The sequence below is a fragment of the Cloacibacterium sp. TD35 genome, from assembly GCF_028864635.1.
GTDB lineage: Bacteria > Bacteroidota > Bacteroidia > Flavobacteriales > Weeksellaceae > Cloacibacterium.
In genome coordinates this window covers 1,168,998-1,186,101 of record NZ_CP104850.1, presented here as the reverse complement: position 1 = coordinate 1,186,101, position 17,104 = coordinate 1,168,998, and the positions used below count along the sequence as shown (strand labels likewise).

General features: G+C 34.2%; 19 protein-coding genes. 14 read left to right on the top strand and 5 right to left on the bottom strand.

Annotation, left to right across the window (positions count from 1 at the left end):
- The first annotated feature begins 1 nt into the window (after position 1).
- A complete protein-coding gene (locus tag N7277_RS05430) occupies positions 2–634 on the top strand; it encodes a trimeric intracellular cation channel family protein (protein ID WP_274780684.1) in 633 nt (210 codons plus the stop codon).
- Positions 635–705: 71 nt separating this feature from the next.
- Here the strand turns inward: N7277_RS05430 and N7277_RS05425 are convergent, their stop codons facing one another.
- Together N7277_RS05425 and N7277_RS05420 are read right to left on the bottom strand one after the other, a co-directional pair.
- Positions 706–1,272 carry a DUF2892 domain-containing protein gene (locus tag N7277_RS05425; protein ID WP_274780683.1) on the bottom strand — a complete coding sequence of 189 codons (567 nt, stop codon included), beginning with the start codon at positions 1,270–1,272 and terminating at the stop codon, positions 706–708.
- A gap of 51 nt (positions 1,273–1,323) precedes the next feature.
- On the bottom strand, positions 1,324–1,818 hold the full coding sequence (locus N7277_RS05420) for a dihydrofolate reductase (RefSeq protein WP_274780682.1): 495 nt from the start codon (positions 1,816–1,818) through the stop codon (positions 1,324–1,326).
- Positions 1,819–1,905: 87 nt separating this feature from the next.
- On the opposite strand from N7277_RS05420, the gene N7277_RS05415 reads away from it, so the two are divergent.
- The 3 genes from N7277_RS05415 to N7277_RS05405 are packed head-to-tail and all read left to right on the top strand — an operon-like array spanning position 1,906 to position 3,717.
- The gene (locus tag N7277_RS05415; protein WP_069799623.1) at positions 1,906–2,514 is read left to right on the top strand and encodes a LemA family protein; all 609 of its coding nucleotides are present in this window, start codon (positions 1,906–1,908) and stop codon (positions 2,512–2,514) included.
- Complete coding sequence (locus N7277_RS05410; protein ID WP_446715126.1) at positions 2,514–2,942, top strand: TPM domain-containing protein; 429 nt, start codon at positions 2,514–2,516, stop codon at positions 2,940–2,942. The genes N7277_RS05415 and N7277_RS05410 overlap by 1 nt, the downstream gene beginning before the upstream one ends.
- Positions 2,923–3,717 carry a TPM domain-containing protein gene (locus tag N7277_RS05405; RefSeq protein ID WP_274780681.1) on the top strand — a complete coding sequence of 265 codons (795 nt, stop codon included), beginning with the start codon at positions 2,923–2,925 and terminating at the stop codon, positions 3,715–3,717. The genes N7277_RS05410 and N7277_RS05405 overlap by 20 nt, the downstream gene beginning before the upstream one ends.
- 91 nt (positions 3,718–3,808) lie before the next feature.
- Here N7277_RS05405 and N7277_RS05400 read toward each other — a convergent pair whose 3' ends face one another.
- Positions 3,809–4,612 (bottom strand): head GIN domain-containing protein, encoded by an 804-nt coding sequence (locus tag N7277_RS05400; RefSeq protein WP_274780680.1) that lies wholly within the window; start codon positions 4,610–4,612, stop codon positions 3,809–3,811.
- 125 nt (positions 4,613–4,737) lie between these two features.
- Between N7277_RS05400 and N7277_RS05395 the strand changes: the two genes are divergently transcribed.
- From N7277_RS05395 to N7277_RS05385, 3 genes are all read left to right on the top strand, one after another.
- Positions 4,738–6,867 (top strand): M3 family metallopeptidase, encoded by a 2,130-nt coding sequence (locus N7277_RS05395; RefSeq protein WP_274780679.1) that lies wholly within the window; start codon positions 4,738–4,740, stop codon positions 6,865–6,867.
- 130 nt (positions 6,868–6,997) lie between these two features.
- Entirely contained in the window at positions 6,998–7,447 is a 450-nt protein-coding gene (locus N7277_RS05390; RefSeq protein ID WP_274780678.1) for a DUF4442 domain-containing protein, read from the top strand.
- Between the two features lie 46 nt (positions 7,448–7,493).
- Complete coding sequence (locus tag N7277_RS05385) at positions 7,494–8,147, top strand: ComF family protein (RefSeq protein ID WP_274780677.1); 654 nt, start codon at positions 7,494–7,496, stop codon at positions 8,145–8,147.
- 3 nt (positions 8,148–8,150) lie between these two features.
- Here N7277_RS05385 and upp read toward each other — a convergent pair whose 3' ends face one another.
- Positions 8,151–8,801 carry a uracil phosphoribosyltransferase gene (gene upp / locus N7277_RS05380; RefSeq protein ID WP_274780676.1) on the bottom strand — a complete coding sequence of 217 codons (651 nt, stop codon included), beginning with the start codon at positions 8,799–8,801 and terminating at the stop codon, positions 8,151–8,153.
- A 139-nt stretch (positions 8,802–8,940) separates the two neighbouring features.
- Entirely contained in the window at positions 8,941–10,248 is a 1,308-nt protein-coding gene (der, locus tag N7277_RS05375) for a ribosome biogenesis GTPase Der (RefSeq protein WP_069799639.1), read from the bottom strand.
- Positions 10,249–10,502: 254 nt separating this feature from the next.
- Here der and N7277_RS05370 point away from each other — a divergent pair, with 254 nt between their 5' ends.
- The 7 genes from N7277_RS05370 to ribB all read left to right on the top strand — a co-directional run bounded on the left by N7277_RS05370 (position 10,503) and on the right by ribB (position 17,081).
- Positions 10,503–10,994, top strand: coding sequence for a heme-binding domain-containing protein (locus N7277_RS05370; protein ID WP_274780675.1), 492 nt, complete (start codon positions 10,503–10,505; stop codon positions 10,992–10,994).
- Between the two features lies 1 nt (position 10,995).
- Positions 10,996–11,400, top strand: a complete 405-nt coding sequence (locus tag N7277_RS05365) for a thiol-disulfide oxidoreductase DCC family protein (protein WP_274780674.1) — start codon at positions 10,996–10,998, stop codon at positions 11,398–11,400.
- 46 nt (positions 11,401–11,446) lie between these two features.
- A complete protein-coding gene (locus N7277_RS05360) occupies positions 11,447–12,073 on the top strand; it encodes a DUF4290 domain-containing protein (protein ID WP_274780673.1) in 627 nt (208 codons plus the stop codon).
- Positions 12,073–13,386, top strand: a complete 1,314-nt coding sequence (gene murA / locus N7277_RS05355) for a UDP-N-acetylglucosamine 1-carboxyvinyltransferase (RefSeq protein ID WP_274780672.1) — start codon at positions 12,073–12,075, stop codon at positions 13,384–13,386. Before N7277_RS05360 ends, murA begins: the two co-directional genes overlap by 1 nt.
- Before the next feature lie 128 nt (positions 13,387–13,514).
- On the top strand, positions 13,515–14,708 hold the full coding sequence (locus tag N7277_RS05350; protein WP_274780671.1) for a pyridoxal phosphate-dependent aminotransferase: 1,194 nt from the start codon (positions 13,515–13,517) through the stop codon (positions 14,706–14,708).
- A 140-nt stretch (positions 14,709–14,848) separates the two neighbouring features.
- Entirely contained in the window at positions 14,849–15,868 is a 1,020-nt protein-coding gene (murB, locus tag N7277_RS05345; RefSeq protein WP_274780670.1) for a UDP-N-acetylmuramate dehydrogenase, read from the top strand.
- A 91-nt stretch (positions 15,869–15,959) separates the two neighbouring features.
- On the top strand, positions 15,960–17,081 hold the full coding sequence (gene ribB, locus N7277_RS05340; protein WP_274780669.1) for a 3,4-dihydroxy-2-butanone-4-phosphate synthase: 1,122 nt from the start codon (positions 15,960–15,962) through the stop codon (positions 17,079–17,081).
- The last annotated feature ends 23 nt before the right edge of the window (positions 17,082–17,104 follow it).

The window sequence follows — 17,104 nt, the reverse complement described above, 5'->3', positions numbered from 1 at the left end:
TATGCTTCCTGATTTTACATTTATAATAGAAATACTAGGCACCATGTCGTTTGCTATGTCTGGAACATTTGCAGCCATGCAAAAACGTTTTGACCCATTTGGCGTAATGATTATTGCATTTGTTACTTCTGTAGGTGGCGGAACAGTAAGAGATTTATTACTAGATGTGCCTGTTTTTTGGATGCATGATTTGCTTACAGTAAGCATAATTTTTTTCACAGCAATTTTTACGATGTTATTTAAAGCTATCGAAAAAAAATTCCAGGTAACTTTATTTCTGTTTGACAGCCTTGGACTTGGTCTTTTTACGATTATAGGGGTTCAAAAAGGAATGAATGCTGATTTACATCCTATAATTGGTATTACCTTAGGCACCATAACTGGCTGTTTTGGTGGGATTATTAGAGATATTTTGCTGAACAGAATTCCTCTGATTTTCAGAAAAGAAATTTATGCCACCGCTGCTATTTTAGGCGGTTTCGTCTATATTCTCCTGAGAAATTTTAGTGGCTTGTCAGAAGAAATTAATCAAATTATTACGATTCTTCTCATTGTATCTATCAGAATGCTCGCTGTAAAATATCATTGGCAAATGCCAAAATTCTACGGAAACACTAATGATGCCGAGATGTAAAAACTTTAAAATATCACAATAAAAAAACTCCTGAAAAATTTCAGGAGTTTTTTGTTTTCTCTTTATCGTGTTTAGAAGAATTTCCCTCTATGTCTCATCTGCGGATTATGCATATGTTTTTGCATAGAAGGCATTTTCAATTGGTCTTTCATCATTTTTATTTGATCAGCCATCATTCCTTGATCGTCTAATCTTTTGGCTTCTTCTAATAATTTTTGAGCTTCAGGCTTTCTTCCTTTAGAAAGTGCTGCTGCAGCTAAGTTTAATGTAGCCATTGCTCTATCATGCTTCATATTTAAGCCATATTCTAAAGCTTTTTTCATGAGCGGTTCTACTTTCGCAGGATTTTCTTGCGCTAGAGTTAAACCTTGTAAGTAATGAAAATAACCATATTGTGATTTGTGCAACTGTGACTGGTAGTTTTTAATGAAAGTTAACCAATGTGCAGCTTTTATAAAATTCTGTTTTCTCATTTGCCAAAAAGCCAATAAGATATATTCATTTTTGAAAAATAGTAAAATAGGACTCAGCGAAAAGAATACGACTACAATTCCCCACCCTATTTGACGGTTCATCATCAGGTAAACTCCCGCAGCAATCATTAAGCCAGCAATTAAAAATTTTATGTACTTATTCATCTCTTAAAATTAAGTGTGCAAATATAAAAATTAGATGTTAGATTTCAGACATTAGACGCTAGTCTTTTTTGTAAAAGTTTGAAAACAAAAATCATATTGATTTTTTTCGTCTTTTTCATGGCAAGTTTCTTGGGTTTTCTGCCAAATTTTCTCGTCAATTTTTGGGAAATAAGTATCAGCATCTAAAGTAGCATCTACCAAAGTAATCTCTAATTGATCTGCCAAATCTATTGTTTGTTCATAAATAGTACCTCCACCAATAACAAAAACATTTTCGTCTATTTTTTTGGCAAATTTCAGTGCTTCTTTAATACTACCTACGATAAGAATTCCTTCTTCGAACCAATCATTTTTTCTACTAATCACAATATTAGTACGATTAGGAAGCGGTTTACCTATACTTTCGTATGTTTTTCTGCCCATAATAATAGGGTGACCACTGGTAAGTTCTTTAAAATGTTTTAAATCTTTAGGTAAATGCCAAAGCAACTGGTTATCAACACCAATTTCTCTGTTTTTTCCCATTGCTACTACTATTGTAATCATTTGAAGGTATATTTTACAAAATTAGCATAATATTTGTATATTTGGTTTACTGAATCACTTAATACACACAATTTAAAAAAATAAACTATGAATAACAAAGGATGTTTTGGCATTGGAACAATAGGTTTGGTGCTGATTGGCGTAATCGCATTGGTAATATTTTGGGGAATTGGCATTAGAAATGGTTTTGTAGGAAGCGAACAAAACGTAAACGAAAAATGGGCTAATGTAGAAACCGTTTACCAAAAAAGAGCAAACCTTATTCCTAACTTAGAAAGAACCGTAAAATCTTACGCTAAATTCGAGCAAGAAACTTTAACCAAAGTAATCGAAGCACGTTCTAAAGCAACTCAAGTAACCATAGACCCTACCAACATGACCGAAGCAGATTTGGCAAAATTCCAAGCGGCACAAGGTGAATTGTCTGGCGCTTTGAGCAGATTAATGGCAGTAGTAGAACAATACCCTAATCTAAAAGCTGACCAACAATTTATAGATTTCCAAAGAGAATATACCGCGATAGAAAACAGCATAAGAGCGGAAACCGTAAACTATAACGCAGCGGTGAAAGAATACAATACTTCTATTAAAGTTTTCCCGAATAACATCATCGCAAATTTTTCTAACTTCAAAGAAAAACCTTTATTTAAAGCAGATGCAGGCGCTGAAAAAGCTCCTGAAGTTTTCACTGAATAATGAGTAATTTTTTAAACAATATTCAAATGGCTTCCCTAGTGGAAGCCATTCAACAAGCAGAAGACCATTCTACCGGAGAAATTCGTGTGCATATAGACCAAAACTCAGATGACAATAACGCCAAAATTGCTTTTGACGTTTTTAAATCTCTGGGAATGGACAAAACCAAAGAAAGAAACGCCGTACTTTTTCATGTAAATTTTGAACAAAAATACTTAACCATTATTGGCGATAAAGGTATACATGAAAAAGTGCATCAAAAATTCTGGAATGATTTGCATGACAAAATAACCTCAGCTTTCTCTCAAGGTCAATATTTCGAAGGTTTGCGAGATGCTATTTTAGAAGCCGGATTAGAATTGAAAAAATTCTTCCCAATTGACGGAGAAAATCATAATGAATTACCTAATGAAATTACCTTCTCTTAAAAATTTCTTCGTTTTAGTTTTACTGAGCTGTTATAGTTTTATTTCAGCACAATATAATGTTCCAGAACCTCCCAGTAAAATTTATCCTGTTTATGACGAAGTAGGTTTATTAAACGCTACAGAAACGGAAGAAATTAATCAAAAACTCATCAAATTTGCAGATTCTTCTTCTACAGAAATTCTGGTAGTCATCATTCCTACAACTAATGGCGAAGATGTGAATTTTGTAGCTACTCAATGGGGAGAAAAATGGAAAATAGGTCAGAAAGAACCTGATAACGGCGTTGTTTTCCTCATTGCAACCGAAGACAGAAAAATGTCTATTCAGCAAGGTCGTGGTGTAGAGCAATATCTTACGGCTTCTGTTGCAGGGCAAATACTAGATTATTTGGTAACACCAAATTTCAAAAAAGGGCAATGGTTTGCAGGAATAAATTCTGGAACTTCTGCTATAATGGATGTCGTAAGAGGTAAATTTAAACCCCTTTCTGAATCAGAACCTCAACCGATTGATATTTCCCTGAAACACATTCTTATTTTCGCACTTATTCTGTTCTTTATTATTTATATTTTATCAAAAAGTAACAATGGAGGAGGTTTTGGTAATGATGACGGAGATGTGATTATTACCAGAAGAGGAAGAAGAGTCTATCCAGGCGGTTTCTTCCCAGGAAGTTTTGGAGGAGGTTTCGGTGGTGGAAGTTCAGGCGGTGGATTTGGCGGTTTCGGTGGTGGCGGAAGTTTTGGAGGAGGTGGCGCTTCTGGAGGCTGGTAGAAAATTTTGAATAAAATTAAAAAAATAAAAAGCAACTCAAAATGGAGTTGCTTTTTCGGTTTAATAGTTGGTATATGAAGAAAAATGAATTTTAATTTATATTTACGCTTCCACTGCTGCTTTCAGAAGAAGAAATAACGGGATTTCCCAGTTTTTTAAGGTTTACATCTCCACTAGAAGACGCTTGTGCCGAAGCTTTTTGAGAAACCATCGCAGAAATACTTCCTGATGACGAAGCGTGAAACTCTCCTTCTTTTACTTCTAAATTTCTCCCGTTAAAATCACCAGAAGAACTGGCGTGAATACTGCCATGCTGCACTTTTCCATCTACAGAAAAATCGCCACTCGAAGAAACTTCGAAACGAGCATAATCTGCCCAAACTTTTCCAGAAAAACTTCCGCTACTGCTCACAGAAACATCTAATTGATTGGCTTCTAGATGTCCATCAATACCTGCAGAACTGGAAACATTTACTTTCAGTTTATCTTGCATAAAAGTGTCTTTCACCCGAACAGAAGCACTAGAATTAGCACGCAGTTCATCAAAATCTTTAGCATAAATAATGGCTTTTACTCTTTCTGTAGAAATAGGATTTCTAAAATCAGAATTCACGTAAATTCTTACGCTTTCTCCGTTTTGTTCTACTTTCACAAATTCAATAATATCTGAAGGCGCAGAAATGACTACTTTTTCTATATCAGATTTTATAACATCTGCATGAATAGAAGTAGAAACTTCTATGCTATTGAAATCTCCCGAAAATGTTTTCTCAGTCATCGGTCCATTTCCTTTTTTGCCTGTGAAGATATCACCAATGCTTCCATCATCAGATTTTACATTGATGCAAGAAGCTAATAATAAGCTTAAAAGAAAGACAGGAATCGTTTTTTTCATGATTAATATTTTAATAATTAGACGTTTAGATTTATTTTTTGTTACAGAATTGCTTTTGGCAGAATACTGAATCGCTTTCTACAAATTTTGTATCTTTAACCCTATAAATATTCAACAATTTAACAATGAAAAATATTACATCAATTTTGCTGATGTCTGCATTAGGTTTCAGCATTTCTTGTTCTACCATGAAAGAAAATACCACAAAAATTGATGATACTGCTGTTTTAAACAATCCTTTTTATAAGAAAAGTACATTGCAGTATCAGGCTCCAGAATTTGACAAAATTAAAGACGAGCATTATGCTCCCGCTTTTGACTACGGTTTAAAAGTAAACGAAGCAGAAATTGCTGCAATACTTAACAACAAGGAAGCAGCAACATTTGAAAACACCATTTTGGGACTCGAAAAAAGCGGGGAAGTATTGAAACGCGCACAAATTGTTTTCTACAATCTTACTGGTTCTAATACCAATCCTAATCTACAGAAAATAGAAGAACAATACGCTCCTATTTTTGCATCTCATGCAGATAAAATTTATCTAAATTCTGCTCTTTATAATAGAATTAAAGCCATTAAAACAGATGGTTTAGATTCAGAAGATCAAAGATTATTAGAAGTATACAAGCAACGTTTTGAATTGGCTGGCGCTAATCTTTCTGATACTGATAAAGAGCAAATGAAAAAAATAAACGCAGAATTAGCAACACTTTCTACTCAATTTTCTAGTAAATTGCTAGAAGCGAGAAAAAAAGGAGCTGTTTTAATTTCAGACGTTAAGGAATTAGACGGATTATCTGCTGATGAAATCGCTGCTGCAGCTACAGATGCTAAAAATGCTGGTTATGAAGGCAAATATCTTTTGACTTTGCTCAATACAACTCAACAACCGCTTCTTCAAAATCTTAAAAACAGAGCGACCAGAGAAAAATTATTCAAAGCTTCTTGGTACAGAGCAGAAAAAGGAGATGAAAATGATACAAGAACTATCCTCGAAAGACAAGCGAAACTGAGAATGGAGAAAGCTCATCTTATGGGAAAATCTTCTTACGCTGAATTGAATTTGGTAGACCAAATGGCAAAAAAACCAGAAAACGCAATGGATCTTCTTTACCAATTAGGAAAACCTGCAGTAGAGCAAGCGAAAAGAGAAATTGTAGATATTCAAGCGCTAATTGATGCTCAAAAAGGAGGCTTCGAATTAGCACCTTGGGATTGGAATTTCTATGCAGAACAAGTGCGTAAAGCAAAATTTGATTTAGACGAAAACCAAATCAAACCTTATTTTGAAGTTTCTACCGTTTTAGAAAAAGGTGTTTTCTATGCTGCTGAAAAATTCTACGGAATTACTTTCAAAGAAAGAAAAGATTTACCAGTATATCATCCAGATGTAGTAGCTTATGAAGTGTTTGATAGAGACGGAAAATCTTTAGCGATTTATTACTTAGATTTTTATACCAGAGATAATAAAAATGGTGGCGCTTGGATGAGCAACTTCGTAGAACAATCATTCATGACAGGAACTAAACCTGTAATCGTAAATGTGTTCAACTACCAAAAACCTGCTCCAGGAAAACCTTCATTAATTTCTTATGATGATGTGTCTACCATGTTCCACGAATTTGGGCACACTTTACACGGACTTTTTGCCAACCAAAAATACATTACCATTTCTGGAACCAATGTTCCTAGAGATTTTGTAGAATTCCCTTCTCAAATCAATGAATTTTTTGCGTTAGAACCTTCAGTTCTTAAAAATTATGCGCTACACTATGAAACCAAAGAACCAATGCCTCAAACTTTGGTAGATAAAATTAAAAAAGCGGCTACTTTTAACCAAGGTTATGCCACTACAGAATTGGTTTCTGCGGCAACATTAGATATGGCTTGGCATTCTGTAAAATCTGAAGCTGAAATAAAACCTACTTTAGATTTTGAAAAAGAAGTCTTAACCAAATACGGATTTACTTTGCCACAAGTTCCACCAAGATATCATTCTCCTTACTTTGCTCACATTTGGGGAGGCGGTTATTCTGCAGGTTATTACGCTTATATGTGGAGCGACGTTTTGAATGCAGATGCTTGGAAATGGATTACTGACAATGGTGGAATGACCAGAGAAAACGGTGATCGTTTCAGAAAATATATTTTATCTGTAGGGAATTCTGTAGACTTGAATCAAGCGTTCAAAGATTTTACAGGAAGAACTCCAGACATTAAACCACTTCTACAAAACAAAGGATTTGTGAAATAGATAAAATGTGAATTTTACTTCGCAATTCAATAGTGAATAAAAAAACCGCAGAAGTCGTTTCTGCGGTTTTTTGTATTTTAAGAATAGTAAATTTTCTTTTTTCAAAGATTAAAATTTTTAGATTTGTGACATGAACAAATTCCAACTACACCTGTTTCTGTTTTTAAAAATCCCAATTTCTTGGATTGCAGGTGTGCGTCTAAAAGAAATGAATGATGAAATCTGCATCACCAAAGTGAAATTTGGCTGGCTGAACCAAAACCCTTTCAATTCTATGTTTTGGGCAGTTCAAGGAATGGCTGCAGAATTTTCTACGGGGTTTCTTTGCGCCGAAAAAATTAGAAAATCTGGCAAAAAAATCTCTATGCTGGTGGTTCATAACCAAGCTGAATTTACCAAAAAAGCAGTGGGTAGTGTTACTTTTTCTTGTCATCAAGGAAAAGAACTGGATGCCGTTTTACAAAAAGCCATCGAAACTGGAGAAGGACAAACATTAACCATGTTTTCTGAAGGTAAAGACCAAAAAGGCGACTTGGTTTCTAAATTTTCATTTACCTGGAGTTTTAAAGTAAAAAATTAATTATTTTCACTAATTTAGTTTTGAAAAAAAACTAAAACCATTCTTTATGCTTCTGGATTTATTGTTCCCGAACAGATGTTTGCATTGTAATACCATCATTTCAAAAGACGAATTGGTTTGCCATGTATGTTTTCCTCAAATTAAATTTTCTCACTTTAATTTCTATGAAGAAAATCCGCTGAAACAGAGATGTAAGCTTTTATTCCCAGTGAAAAATGCTTATGCTGTGATGGAATTTCAAGAAGAAGCATTGAGTCAGAAAATCATTCACCAACTCAAATATCGTTCTCAGGAAAAAGTTGGGAAAATTATTGCTGAATGGACTATAGAAAGGTTAAAATTTACCCATGAAAAACTTGATGTAATAATTACTGTTCCGCTTCATCCAAAAAAATTGAAGAAAAGAGGTTACAACCAATTACATCTTTTTGCAGACACGCTTTCTAAAAATTGGGAAATACCTCATCACAAAAAAGCACTCAAAAGAAATACTTACCAAAAAGCACAAGCCCAAAAAGACAAATCTCACCGTGCTGAAACCAAGTATGATTTTTCGCTCACCGAAGAAATTTCAGGAAAACATGTTTTGTTAATTGACGATGTTTTCACCACAGGAAATACGATAAGTGCCATTGCTTGGGAAATACTGAAAAATCCAAGTAATGAAGTTAGCGTTTTGGTGATGGCTTTTGATTCGTAGTGATTATCTCTGCAATTTTTGTCCGTAAGACAAATCTCCTGCATCTCCTAATCCTGGAGAAATATAACCTTTTGAAGTAAGATTTTCATCGATGGCTCCTACCCAAATATGCGCATCTGGAAATGCATTTGAAAGCGTTTCTACGCCTTGTTTACTTGCAATAACTGCTACAATATGCAATTGAGAAGGTGTTCCGTGGTTTAATAAATCTTTCAGCGCTTCTATTAAACTTGCGCCAGTTGCTAACATGGGATCTGCTACTATTAATGGTCTTCCGTCTACACTAGGACAAGTAAGATAATCTTGTTTTATAGAGAAATAATCATTGGCATCGTGTTTTCTGTAAGCGGCTACAAAACCACAGTCTGCTTTGTCAAAATAATTCAGAATTCCTTCAAAAAGAGGAACTCCTGCTCTCAAAATAGTAGTAATTACAGGTTGAACTGCAATTTCTTTAACCATAATTTTGTCTAATGGTGTAGAAATTTCTATTTCTTTGAATTCTAAACCTTTAGAAATTTCAAAAGCTGCAATTTCGCCGATTCTTTCCATGCTTTTACGGAAATTGGCTCTATTGGTTTGAGTTTCTACATTTCTTAGTTCGTTGATCCAAGAATTGACTAATGAGAAATTTTGAGAAAGAACAGTTACCATGTGGATGTGAGAATTTATTAAAAATAATTTTTACAAATTTATTGATATTTTTTAAGTGATTGAAATGATTTTGAACATCAATTTCATTTTGAATGAAAAAACCCTTTCAGAATAGAACATTCTAAAAGGGCTTAATCATTTATTTTTGTCTGAAATATACATCAATAGGAACTCCCGTAAAATCAAATTGCTTACGCAATTGGTTTTCGATGAATCTTCTGTATGGTTCTTTCACATACTGTGGTAGATTACAGAAAAACGCAAATTGCGGAACTGGAGTTGGCAATTGGGTAATATATTTAATTTTCACATATTTTCCTTTGATTGCAGGTGGCGGAGTTTGCTCAATAATCGGTAATAAAATTTCGTTAAGTTTAGAAGTTTTGATTCTTTTCTTACGGTTTTCATACACCATCATTGCCGTTTCTACCGCTTTTAAGATTCTTTGTTTCGTCAATGCAGAAACAAAAAGAATTGGAACATCATTAAACTGAGCGATTTTTTCTTTGATTTTATTTTCAAAATCTCTCATGGTATTGGTTTCTTTTTCCACCAAATCCCACTTATTCACTACAATTACGATTCCTTTTCTGTTTTTTTGAGCCAAAGAAAAGATGTTCATATCCTGAGATTCCCAGCCTAAAGTAGCATCTACCATAATAATCACCACATCAGAATGCTCAATCGCTCTAATAGAACGCATGACTGAATAGAATTCTAAGTCTTCAGAAACTTTAGATTTTCTACGCATTCCGGCAGTATCTACCAACACAAATTCGTGCCCGAATTTATTATATAACGTTTCGATAGAATCTCTGGTTGTACCTGCGATATCTGTAACAATGTTTCTGTTATCATCAAGAAGCGCATTGGTAAGCGTAGATTTTCCTACGTTTGGTCTTCCTGCAATGGTAATTTTTGGCAAGCCTTCGAAAGGATCTTTGTATTCTGTTGTAGGGAAATCTGCAACCAAGTCATCTAACAATTCACCAGTTCCAGAGCCTGTAGCAGAAGAAAGCGTATAATATTTTTCTACTCCTAATTGATAAAATTCTGTAGCAGCAAGCATTTCTTTAGCAGAATCTACTTTGTTTACCACTAAATATAGAGGTTTATTGGCTTTTCTTAAAAGATTATAGATTTCGTGGTCTATATCTTGGAGTCCTTCTTCTACGTTTACCATAAAAATGATAGAAGTAGCTTCGTCTACAGCCAACTGAACTTGTTTACGGATTTCTTCTTCGAAGATATCATCACTACCTACATCATAACCACCAGTATCTATTACCGTAAAGTCTACTCCATTCCAGTCAGATTTACCGTAATGACGGTCTCTGGTTACACCAGCCGTAGAATCTACGATGGCTTCTCTTCTTTCTAATAAACGATTAAATAATGTGGATTTTCCTACGTTGGGACGCCCAACGATTGCAACGATATTACTCATAAAAATTGTATTAATAATCCCTAAAAATTATAAAATAGGATTAAGTTATTAATAGGTATCTCCCACTTTGGGAGCCTTAAAATTTTTGCAAAGATAAGATTTTAAATTTATTTGTTGAATAAGGTTATGATTTTCAATTCTTATGAAGAAATATTTTTATGATATGACATTCATAAAATTTGACTAAAATAATAACGACTAGTAAAATTATTATGAATATAATTTGTAACTTCACATTTAAATAAAAACCTATCATGAAAAAACTATTTTTTCTTCTAGTTTTGGCTTTTGCGTTATTACAATTTTTCCAGATTGACAAAACCAATCCGCCAGTAGACAAAAACATGGATTTTTTAACCATCAAAAAAACACCTGAAGATGTAGCTCAATTAATTAAAACAAGCTGCTATGATTGCCATTCAAACGAATCTGTATATCCTTGGTACACCAATATTCAGCCATTCGGTTGGTTGATAAAAGACCATATAGACGAAGGAAGAAAAGAACTTAATTTTTCTACATTTGCCACTTACGAACCATTAAGACAAGCTAAAAAACTTAAAAAATCTGCTCACGAAATAGAGGAAGGCAAAATGCCGTTAGAATCTTACCTTCTGATTCATCAAAATGCAAAACTTACTCCTGAACAAAAACAAAAACTACAGGCGTATTTCATTTCTATGAAAGAAGTAACCGCGATGATGAACAATCTAACTGATGAACAACTAAAAATTAAGGAAGAATAATTTGATAGACCAAAATAAATTTTATCTCTTTTACGATGGAGAATGTGGTTTCTGCAATTTTTGGGTACATTGGATTTTAAAAAACGACTCCAAAGAACAATTTCTATTTGCCTCTTTACAAGGAAAATTCGGACAAGAATTTCTAAGACAAAGAGGTTTAGAACAAAAAAACCTCAACACCATTTATCTCTGGAAGCCAGAAAAATATTATCTCCATAAATCTAATGCAGTCATCACCATTGCCGAAAACTTAGGTGGGATGTATTCATTAGCATCAATTTTTAAAATCATTCCTAGATTTTTGAGAGATGGGGTTTATGATTTTATTGCAAGAAATCGCCATCGATTGATAAAGAATTCTTGCGCTATACTCACTCCAGAACAACAGAAAAAATTCATAGACTAATTACCTAAATTAGCGCTTTATCATTCTAATCACTATCTTTGCAATTATGGAATACAATACACAAAGAACTCGTCTCCATTTACCAGAATATGGTCGTAATATTCAGCAGCTTGTGGAACGTTGCAAAGAACTTCCTACCAAAGAAGAACGCAACGAAATGGCTGCCGCCATTGTAGATTTTATGGGGCAGAGAAATCCGCACCTTCGTGACGAGGAAAATTATAAACATAAACTTTGGGATCATCTCTTTATATTAGCAGAGTATGACTTAGATGTAGATGCTCCCTATCCTTTCCCAACCAGAGAAGAATTGGCACAGAAACCTAATAAAATGGAGTACCCAAAACTTCAAGGAGATTATAAATTCTACGGCAAAAGCATCCTTCAACTGATAGACAAAGCCATAGAACTAGAAGATGGAGAAGAAAAAGAAGCTTTGATAGAAGTGATTGCCAATAACATGAAGAAATCTTATAATGTGTATAATAAAGAACACGTACAAGATGAGGTAATCTTCCGCCACTTAAAGGAACTATCAGAAAACAGATTAGACCTTACAAGTATAGATTCGCTGGAGAAAAGTAGAATTTATTACTCTAGCAACAAAAATAAAAACCAAAAAAACACCCCTAAAAAACGTTTCAACAACTATAATAAAAACCGAAAAAGATAATGAGTGAAGCATTTCAAATAAGAGGAGGAAAAAAATTACACGGCGAAATCACACCACAAGGTGCCAAAAATGAAGCGTTGCAAATTCTTTGTGCAGTGCTTCTAACTGACGAAGAAGTTAGAATAAAAAACATTCCAGATATTCATGATGTAAACCGCCTTATAGAAATTCTGGGAGATTTCGGGGTGAAGATTACTAAAAATGCCCACGGTGATTATACTTTCAAAGCAGATCAAGTTAACTTTGATTACATAAAATCTAAAGAGTTTAAAAAAGATGGAGCCAAATTACGTGGTTCTATTATGATTCTTGGACCTATGCTTGCTAGATTTGGCGAAGCGTATATGCCAACTCCTGGTGGTGACAAAATTGGTAGAAGAAGATTAGACACTCACTTCCAAGGGTTTGTAGAACTCGGTGCAGAATTTCATTATGACGAAACTGAATATTTCTATACTTTAAAAGCAAAAGAACTTCGTGGTAAATTTATTTTATTAGAAGAAGCTTCTGTAACAGGAACCGCCAATATTATTATGGCTGCAGTGTTAGCCAAAGGAAAAACCAGAATCTACAATGCGGCTTGCGAACCTTATCTGCAACAACTTTGTAAAATGCTCAACAGAATGGGCGCCAACATTTCTGGAATTGGTTCTAATTTATTAACCATAGAAGGTGTTTCTTATCTTCACGGAACAGAGCACACCATGCTTCCAGATATGGTAGAAATAGGTTCTTGGATTGGTCTTGCTGCAATGACTCGTTCAGAAATTACCATCAAAAATACCGCATACGAACAATTAGGAATTATCCCAAATACATTCAGAAAATTAGGTATTCAAATTGATAGAAGTGGTGATGATATTATTATTCCCGAGCAAGAACACTATAAAATTCAGAAATTTATTGATGGTTCTATTTTAACCGTTTCAGATGCACCTTGGCCAGGATTTACACCAGATTTATTATCTATCGTTTTGGTAGTCGCTACTCAAGCCAAAGGAACTGTTTTGATTCACCAAAAAATGTTTGAATCGAGATTATTCTTTGTAGATAAATTAATAGATATGGGCGCTCAGATTATTCTATGTGATCCTCACAGAGCAACTGTAGTAGGCCTTAATCATGAATTCCCATTACGTGGAACAAACATGACTTCGCCAGATATTAGAGCAGGAAACGCACTTCTTATCGCAGCACTTTCTGCCGAAGGAAAATCAATTATTCATAACATTGAACAAATTGACAGAGGTTATGAAAACATTGATGGAAGGCTAAAAGCTCTAGGAGCAGATATCGAAAGAATTCAATTATAAAACCAAACGCAGCTTTTTCAAGCTGCGTTTCTTATTTCTTATCAAAATCAATATTGCATCATTCATAAAACTTTAGGTTATCACTTCATCAAAAAATTTCATTACTTTTGTGCTACAAAATTTCAGATATGCCAAAAACATCAGTAAGAGCAGGAAGAATGCCTGCTTCACCAATTAGAAAGTTAGTTCCTTATGCAATTGCTGCTAAAGCAAAAGGCACAAAAGTGTATCACCTGAACATTGGTCAGCCAGACATCGAAACACCAAAAACCGCTCTTGATGCACTGAAAAATATCGATTTAAAAGTTCTAGAATATGCCCTTTCTGAAGGAAATTTAGAGTACAGAAAACAATTAGAAAAATACTACCACTCTCTTGGTTTCACCGATTTAACTACGGATAATTTCATCGTAACCAATGGTGGCTCAGAAGCATTGAATTTTGCACTTTCTGTATTGTGTGATGACGGAGACGAAATCATTATTCCAGAACCTTATTATGCGAATTATAACGGATTTACCAATGCTATTGGTGTAAAAGTAGTAGCCGTTCCTTCTACTATTGATACTGGTTTTGCTCTACCTTCTATTGAAGAATTTGAAAAGAAAATTACAGATAAAACCAAAGCGATTATCGTTTGTAATCCAGGAAATCCTACTGGTTATCTTTATACCAGAGAAGAGTTACAAAAATTAGCAGAAATTGCTTTGAAACATGATATCGTTATCATTTCAGACGAAGTTTACAGAGAATATGTTTATGATGGCGAGAAGCAAGTATCTATGCTAGAATTTCCAGAAATTGCGGAACATTCTATAATCATTGATTCAGAATCTAAGCGTTATTCTATGTGTGGCGTAAGAATTGGCTGTTTGGTCACTCGTTCTAAAACACTTCATGATGCTGCCATGAAATTTGCTCAGGCAAGACTTTCCCCAGTGCTTATTGGTCAGATTTTAGCAACCGCAGCCCATGATAATGATGCAGAATACATTCAATCGGTTCGTGAAGAATATACCAAACGTAGAAATCTTTTGGTAGAATTATTAAACGAAATTCCGGGTGTGAAATGCCCTACTCCAAAAGGTGCTTTTTACTGTGTAGCAGAATTACCAGTAGAAGATGCAGATGATTTTGCACAATGGTTACTAGAAGATTTTTCTGACAACGGCGAAACCGTAATGGTAGCTCCAGCTTCAGGTTTTTATTCGGTTCCAGAACTCGGAAAAAAACAAGTAAGAATTGCTTACGTTCTAAAAGAAGAAGACTTGCGAAGAAGCGTAGAATTACTGAAAATCGCTTTAGAGCAATACAAAAAATAAAATTTTTAAAAACGAACTTCGGTTCGTTTTTTTTGATTTAAGCAATTTCCTTTTCGCAAAACTTATTTTCAGTAAATTTGTAAAAATTAGAAACTGAAGGCTTCGAAAATACTTTGCAGTCAAAAAGACTTTTGAAAAAAATGAAAATTCAAGAAAATATCTCTTTAAAGAATTACAATACTTTTGGTGTTGAAGCAAAAGCGCATTATTTTGCCGAAGTACATGATTTACACGAGCTAAAATATGCCACAGAATTTGCCAAAATCAATCATTTTAAAATGCTTTTTTTAGGTGGCGGTAGTAATTTGCTCTTCACCCAAGATTTTAATGGATTAGTGATTAAACTAAATTTAAAAGGGATTTCCGAAGAAATTTTAGACGAAAATCACGTGCTCATTTCTGCAAAAGCAGGTGAAAACTGGCATGAATTTGTACTGTATACACTTTCTAAAAATTATGGCGGATTAGAAAATCTTTCGCTCATTCCGGGAAATGTAGGGACTTGTCCTATTCAGAATATTGGCGCTTATGGAACAGAAATTAAAGACTATTTCGTTTCTTGTAAAGCCCTAAATTTAGAAACTTCAGAGATTGAGGAATTATCTTTGGAAGATTGCAAATTTGGTTACAGAGATTCTATCTTTAAAACTTCTGCCAAAGGAAAATATGTAATTGTAAAAGTCACGTTTAAACTGACCACCCAAAACCATCACATCAAAACAGAATATGGAGCAATTTCTACAGAATTAAAAAATTTAGGAATTGAAAATCCTACTATTCAAGAGGTTTCTAAAGCGGTTATCAATATCAGAGAAAGTAAATTGCCAAATCCTGCCGAAATTGGAAACGCTGGAAGTTTCTTCAAAAATCCAAGCATTCCTATAGCTCAATTTGAAAATTTAAAGGAAAAATTCCCTGAAATTCAAGGATATGCAAATGGTGATTGGGTAAAAGTTCCTGCGGGTTGGCTCATAGAAAATGCAGGCTGGAAAGGCAAACAATTAGGAAATGTAGCTTCTCATAAATTACAAGCCTTAGTTATTATTAACGCCACTGGAAACGCATCAGGAAAAGAAATTCACGATTTCTCTACCCAGATTATTGACTCTGTTAAAGAAAAATACGGAATAGAACTCGAAAGAGAAGTCAATATTTTATAGAGTTATCAATAAAATCAATTGATTAATTCGTCATATTGAAACTCAAAACTAATCACTAATGCTTATCTTTGCGCAAAATTAAAAAGTAAAAATGTCTGAAATTAAACTCAATACAATTCCTGAAGCAATAGAAGACCTTAAAAATGGTAAAGTAATCATCGTAGTAGATGATGAAAACCGTGAAAATGAAGGAGATTTTCTTTCTGCGGCCGAACTTACCACTCCAGAAATTATCAATTTTATGACCATTCATGGTCGTGGATTAATCTGTACACCTCTTCCTGAAAAAAAATGTGATGAACTAGGCCTTGAAGCCATGGTTTCTAGAAGTACAGACCCGAAAGAAACTGCTTTTACGGTTTCTATCGATTTATTAGGAGACGGTGTTTCTACAGGAATTTCAGCTAGTGATAGAGCAAAAACAATTTTGGCTTTGATGGATGAAAAAACTAAGCCGACAGATTTCATGAGACCTGGTCACATTTTTCCGCTTCGTGCAAAAACGGGTGGCGTTCTAAAAAGAGCTGGTCATACAGAAGCTGCGATTGATTTAACCAAATTAGCTGGACTGAAAGAAGGTGGTGTCATCTGCGAAATTATGAACGAAGATGGAACCATGGCAAGATTACCAGAATTGGTGGTTTTGGCTAAAAAATTAGACCTTAAAATCATTTCAATTGAAGATTTAATCAATTACCAATTGAAAAAAGGTGATTTGGTAAACGAAATAGAGTCTAGAAGAGTAAAAACAGCTTTCGGTGAGTTTGATTTCCATGCTTTCCAAGAAAAACATACAGACCAAATTCACTTTGCATTAACCAAAGGAAATTGGGAAATAGATGAGCCAGTTTTAGTAAGAGTTCAGTCTTCTAGTGCTTATTTTGATGTTTTAAGCAGATTGATTAACGGTGAAAATCCTCAACTGGAAAAAGTAACCAATATGATTAATGCAGAAGGAAAAGGCGCACTTATTTTCATCAATAATGTATCTAATGCAGAACTCACGATGAGAAAACTGCAACAATTCTTGAACTTTCAAGACGGACAAGTTGCAAGACCTACTCTTACTGCAAACTTCATAGAATATGGAATTGGAACACAAATTCTTAAAAAATTAGGCATCACCAAATTCAGAGTGATTACTCAAAATCCTAATCAGAAACCACTTGTTGCTGGTTATGGTGTAGAAATTACCGAAATGGTACAGATGTAAAATCTTAAAAATATGAATCGAAA

Bases quoted from the DNA above. Each gene is read 5' to 3' on its own strand.
- N7277_RS05410 (WP_446715126.1), top strand. From the start codon at position 2,514: ATGAGTAATTTTTTAAACAATATTCAAATGGCTTCCCTAGTGGAAGCC.
- N7277_RS05420 (WP_274780682.1), bottom strand. From the start codon at position 1,818: ATGATTACAATAGTAGTAGCAATGGGAAAAAACAGAGAAATTGGTGTT.
- N7277_RS05395 (WP_274780679.1), top strand. From the start codon at position 4,738: ATGAAAAATATTACATCAATTTTGCTGATGTCTGCATTAGGTTTCAGC.
- der (WP_069799639.1), bottom strand. From the start codon at position 10,248: ATGAGTAATATCGTTGCAATCGTTGGGCGTCCCAACGTAGGAAAATCC.
- murA (WP_274780672.1), top strand. From the start codon at position 12,073: ATGAGTGAAGCATTTCAAATAAGAGGAGGAAAAAAATTACACGGCGAA.
- upp (WP_274780676.1), bottom strand. From the start codon at position 8,801: ATGGTAACTGTTCTTTCTCAAAATTTCTCATTAGTCAATTCTTGGATC.
- murB (WP_274780670.1), top strand. From the start codon at position 14,849: ATGAAAATTCAAGAAAATATCTCTTTAAAGAATTACAATACTTTTGGT.
- N7277_RS05390 (WP_274780678.1), top strand. From the start codon at position 6,998: ATGAACAAATTCCAACTACACCTGTTTCTGTTTTTAAAAATCCCAATT.
- N7277_RS05415 (WP_069799623.1), top strand. From the start codon at position 1,906: ATGAATAACAAAGGATGTTTTGGCATTGGAACAATAGGTTTGGTGCTG.
- N7277_RS05400 (WP_274780680.1), bottom strand. From the start codon at position 4,612: ATGAAAAAAACGATTCCTGTCTTTCTTTTAAGCTTATTATTAGCTTCT.
- N7277_RS05370 (WP_274780675.1), top strand. From the start codon at position 10,503: ATGAAAAAACTATTTTTTCTTCTAGTTTTGGCTTTTGCGTTATTACAA.
- N7277_RS05360 (WP_274780673.1), top strand. From the start codon at position 11,447: ATGGAATACAATACACAAAGAACTCGTCTCCATTTACCAGAATATGGT.
- N7277_RS05405 (WP_274780681.1), top strand. From the start codon at position 2,923: ATGAAATTACCTTCTCTTAAAAATTTCTTCGTTTTAGTTTTACTGAGC.
- ribB (WP_274780669.1), top strand. From the start codon at position 15,960: ATGTCTGAAATTAAACTCAATACAATTCCTGAAGCAATAGAAGACCTT.
- N7277_RS05425 (WP_274780683.1), bottom strand. From the start codon at position 1,272: ATGAATAAGTACATAAAATTTTTAATTGCTGGCTTAATGATTGCTGCG.
- N7277_RS05385 (WP_274780677.1), top strand. From the start codon at position 7,494: ATGCTTCTGGATTTATTGTTCCCGAACAGATGTTTGCATTGTAATACC.
- N7277_RS05350 (WP_274780671.1), top strand. From the start codon at position 13,515: ATGCCAAAAACATCAGTAAGAGCAGGAAGAATGCCTGCTTCACCAATT.
- N7277_RS05430 (WP_274780684.1), top strand. From the start codon at position 2: ATGCTTCCTGATTTTACATTTATAATAGAAATACTAGGCACCATGTCG.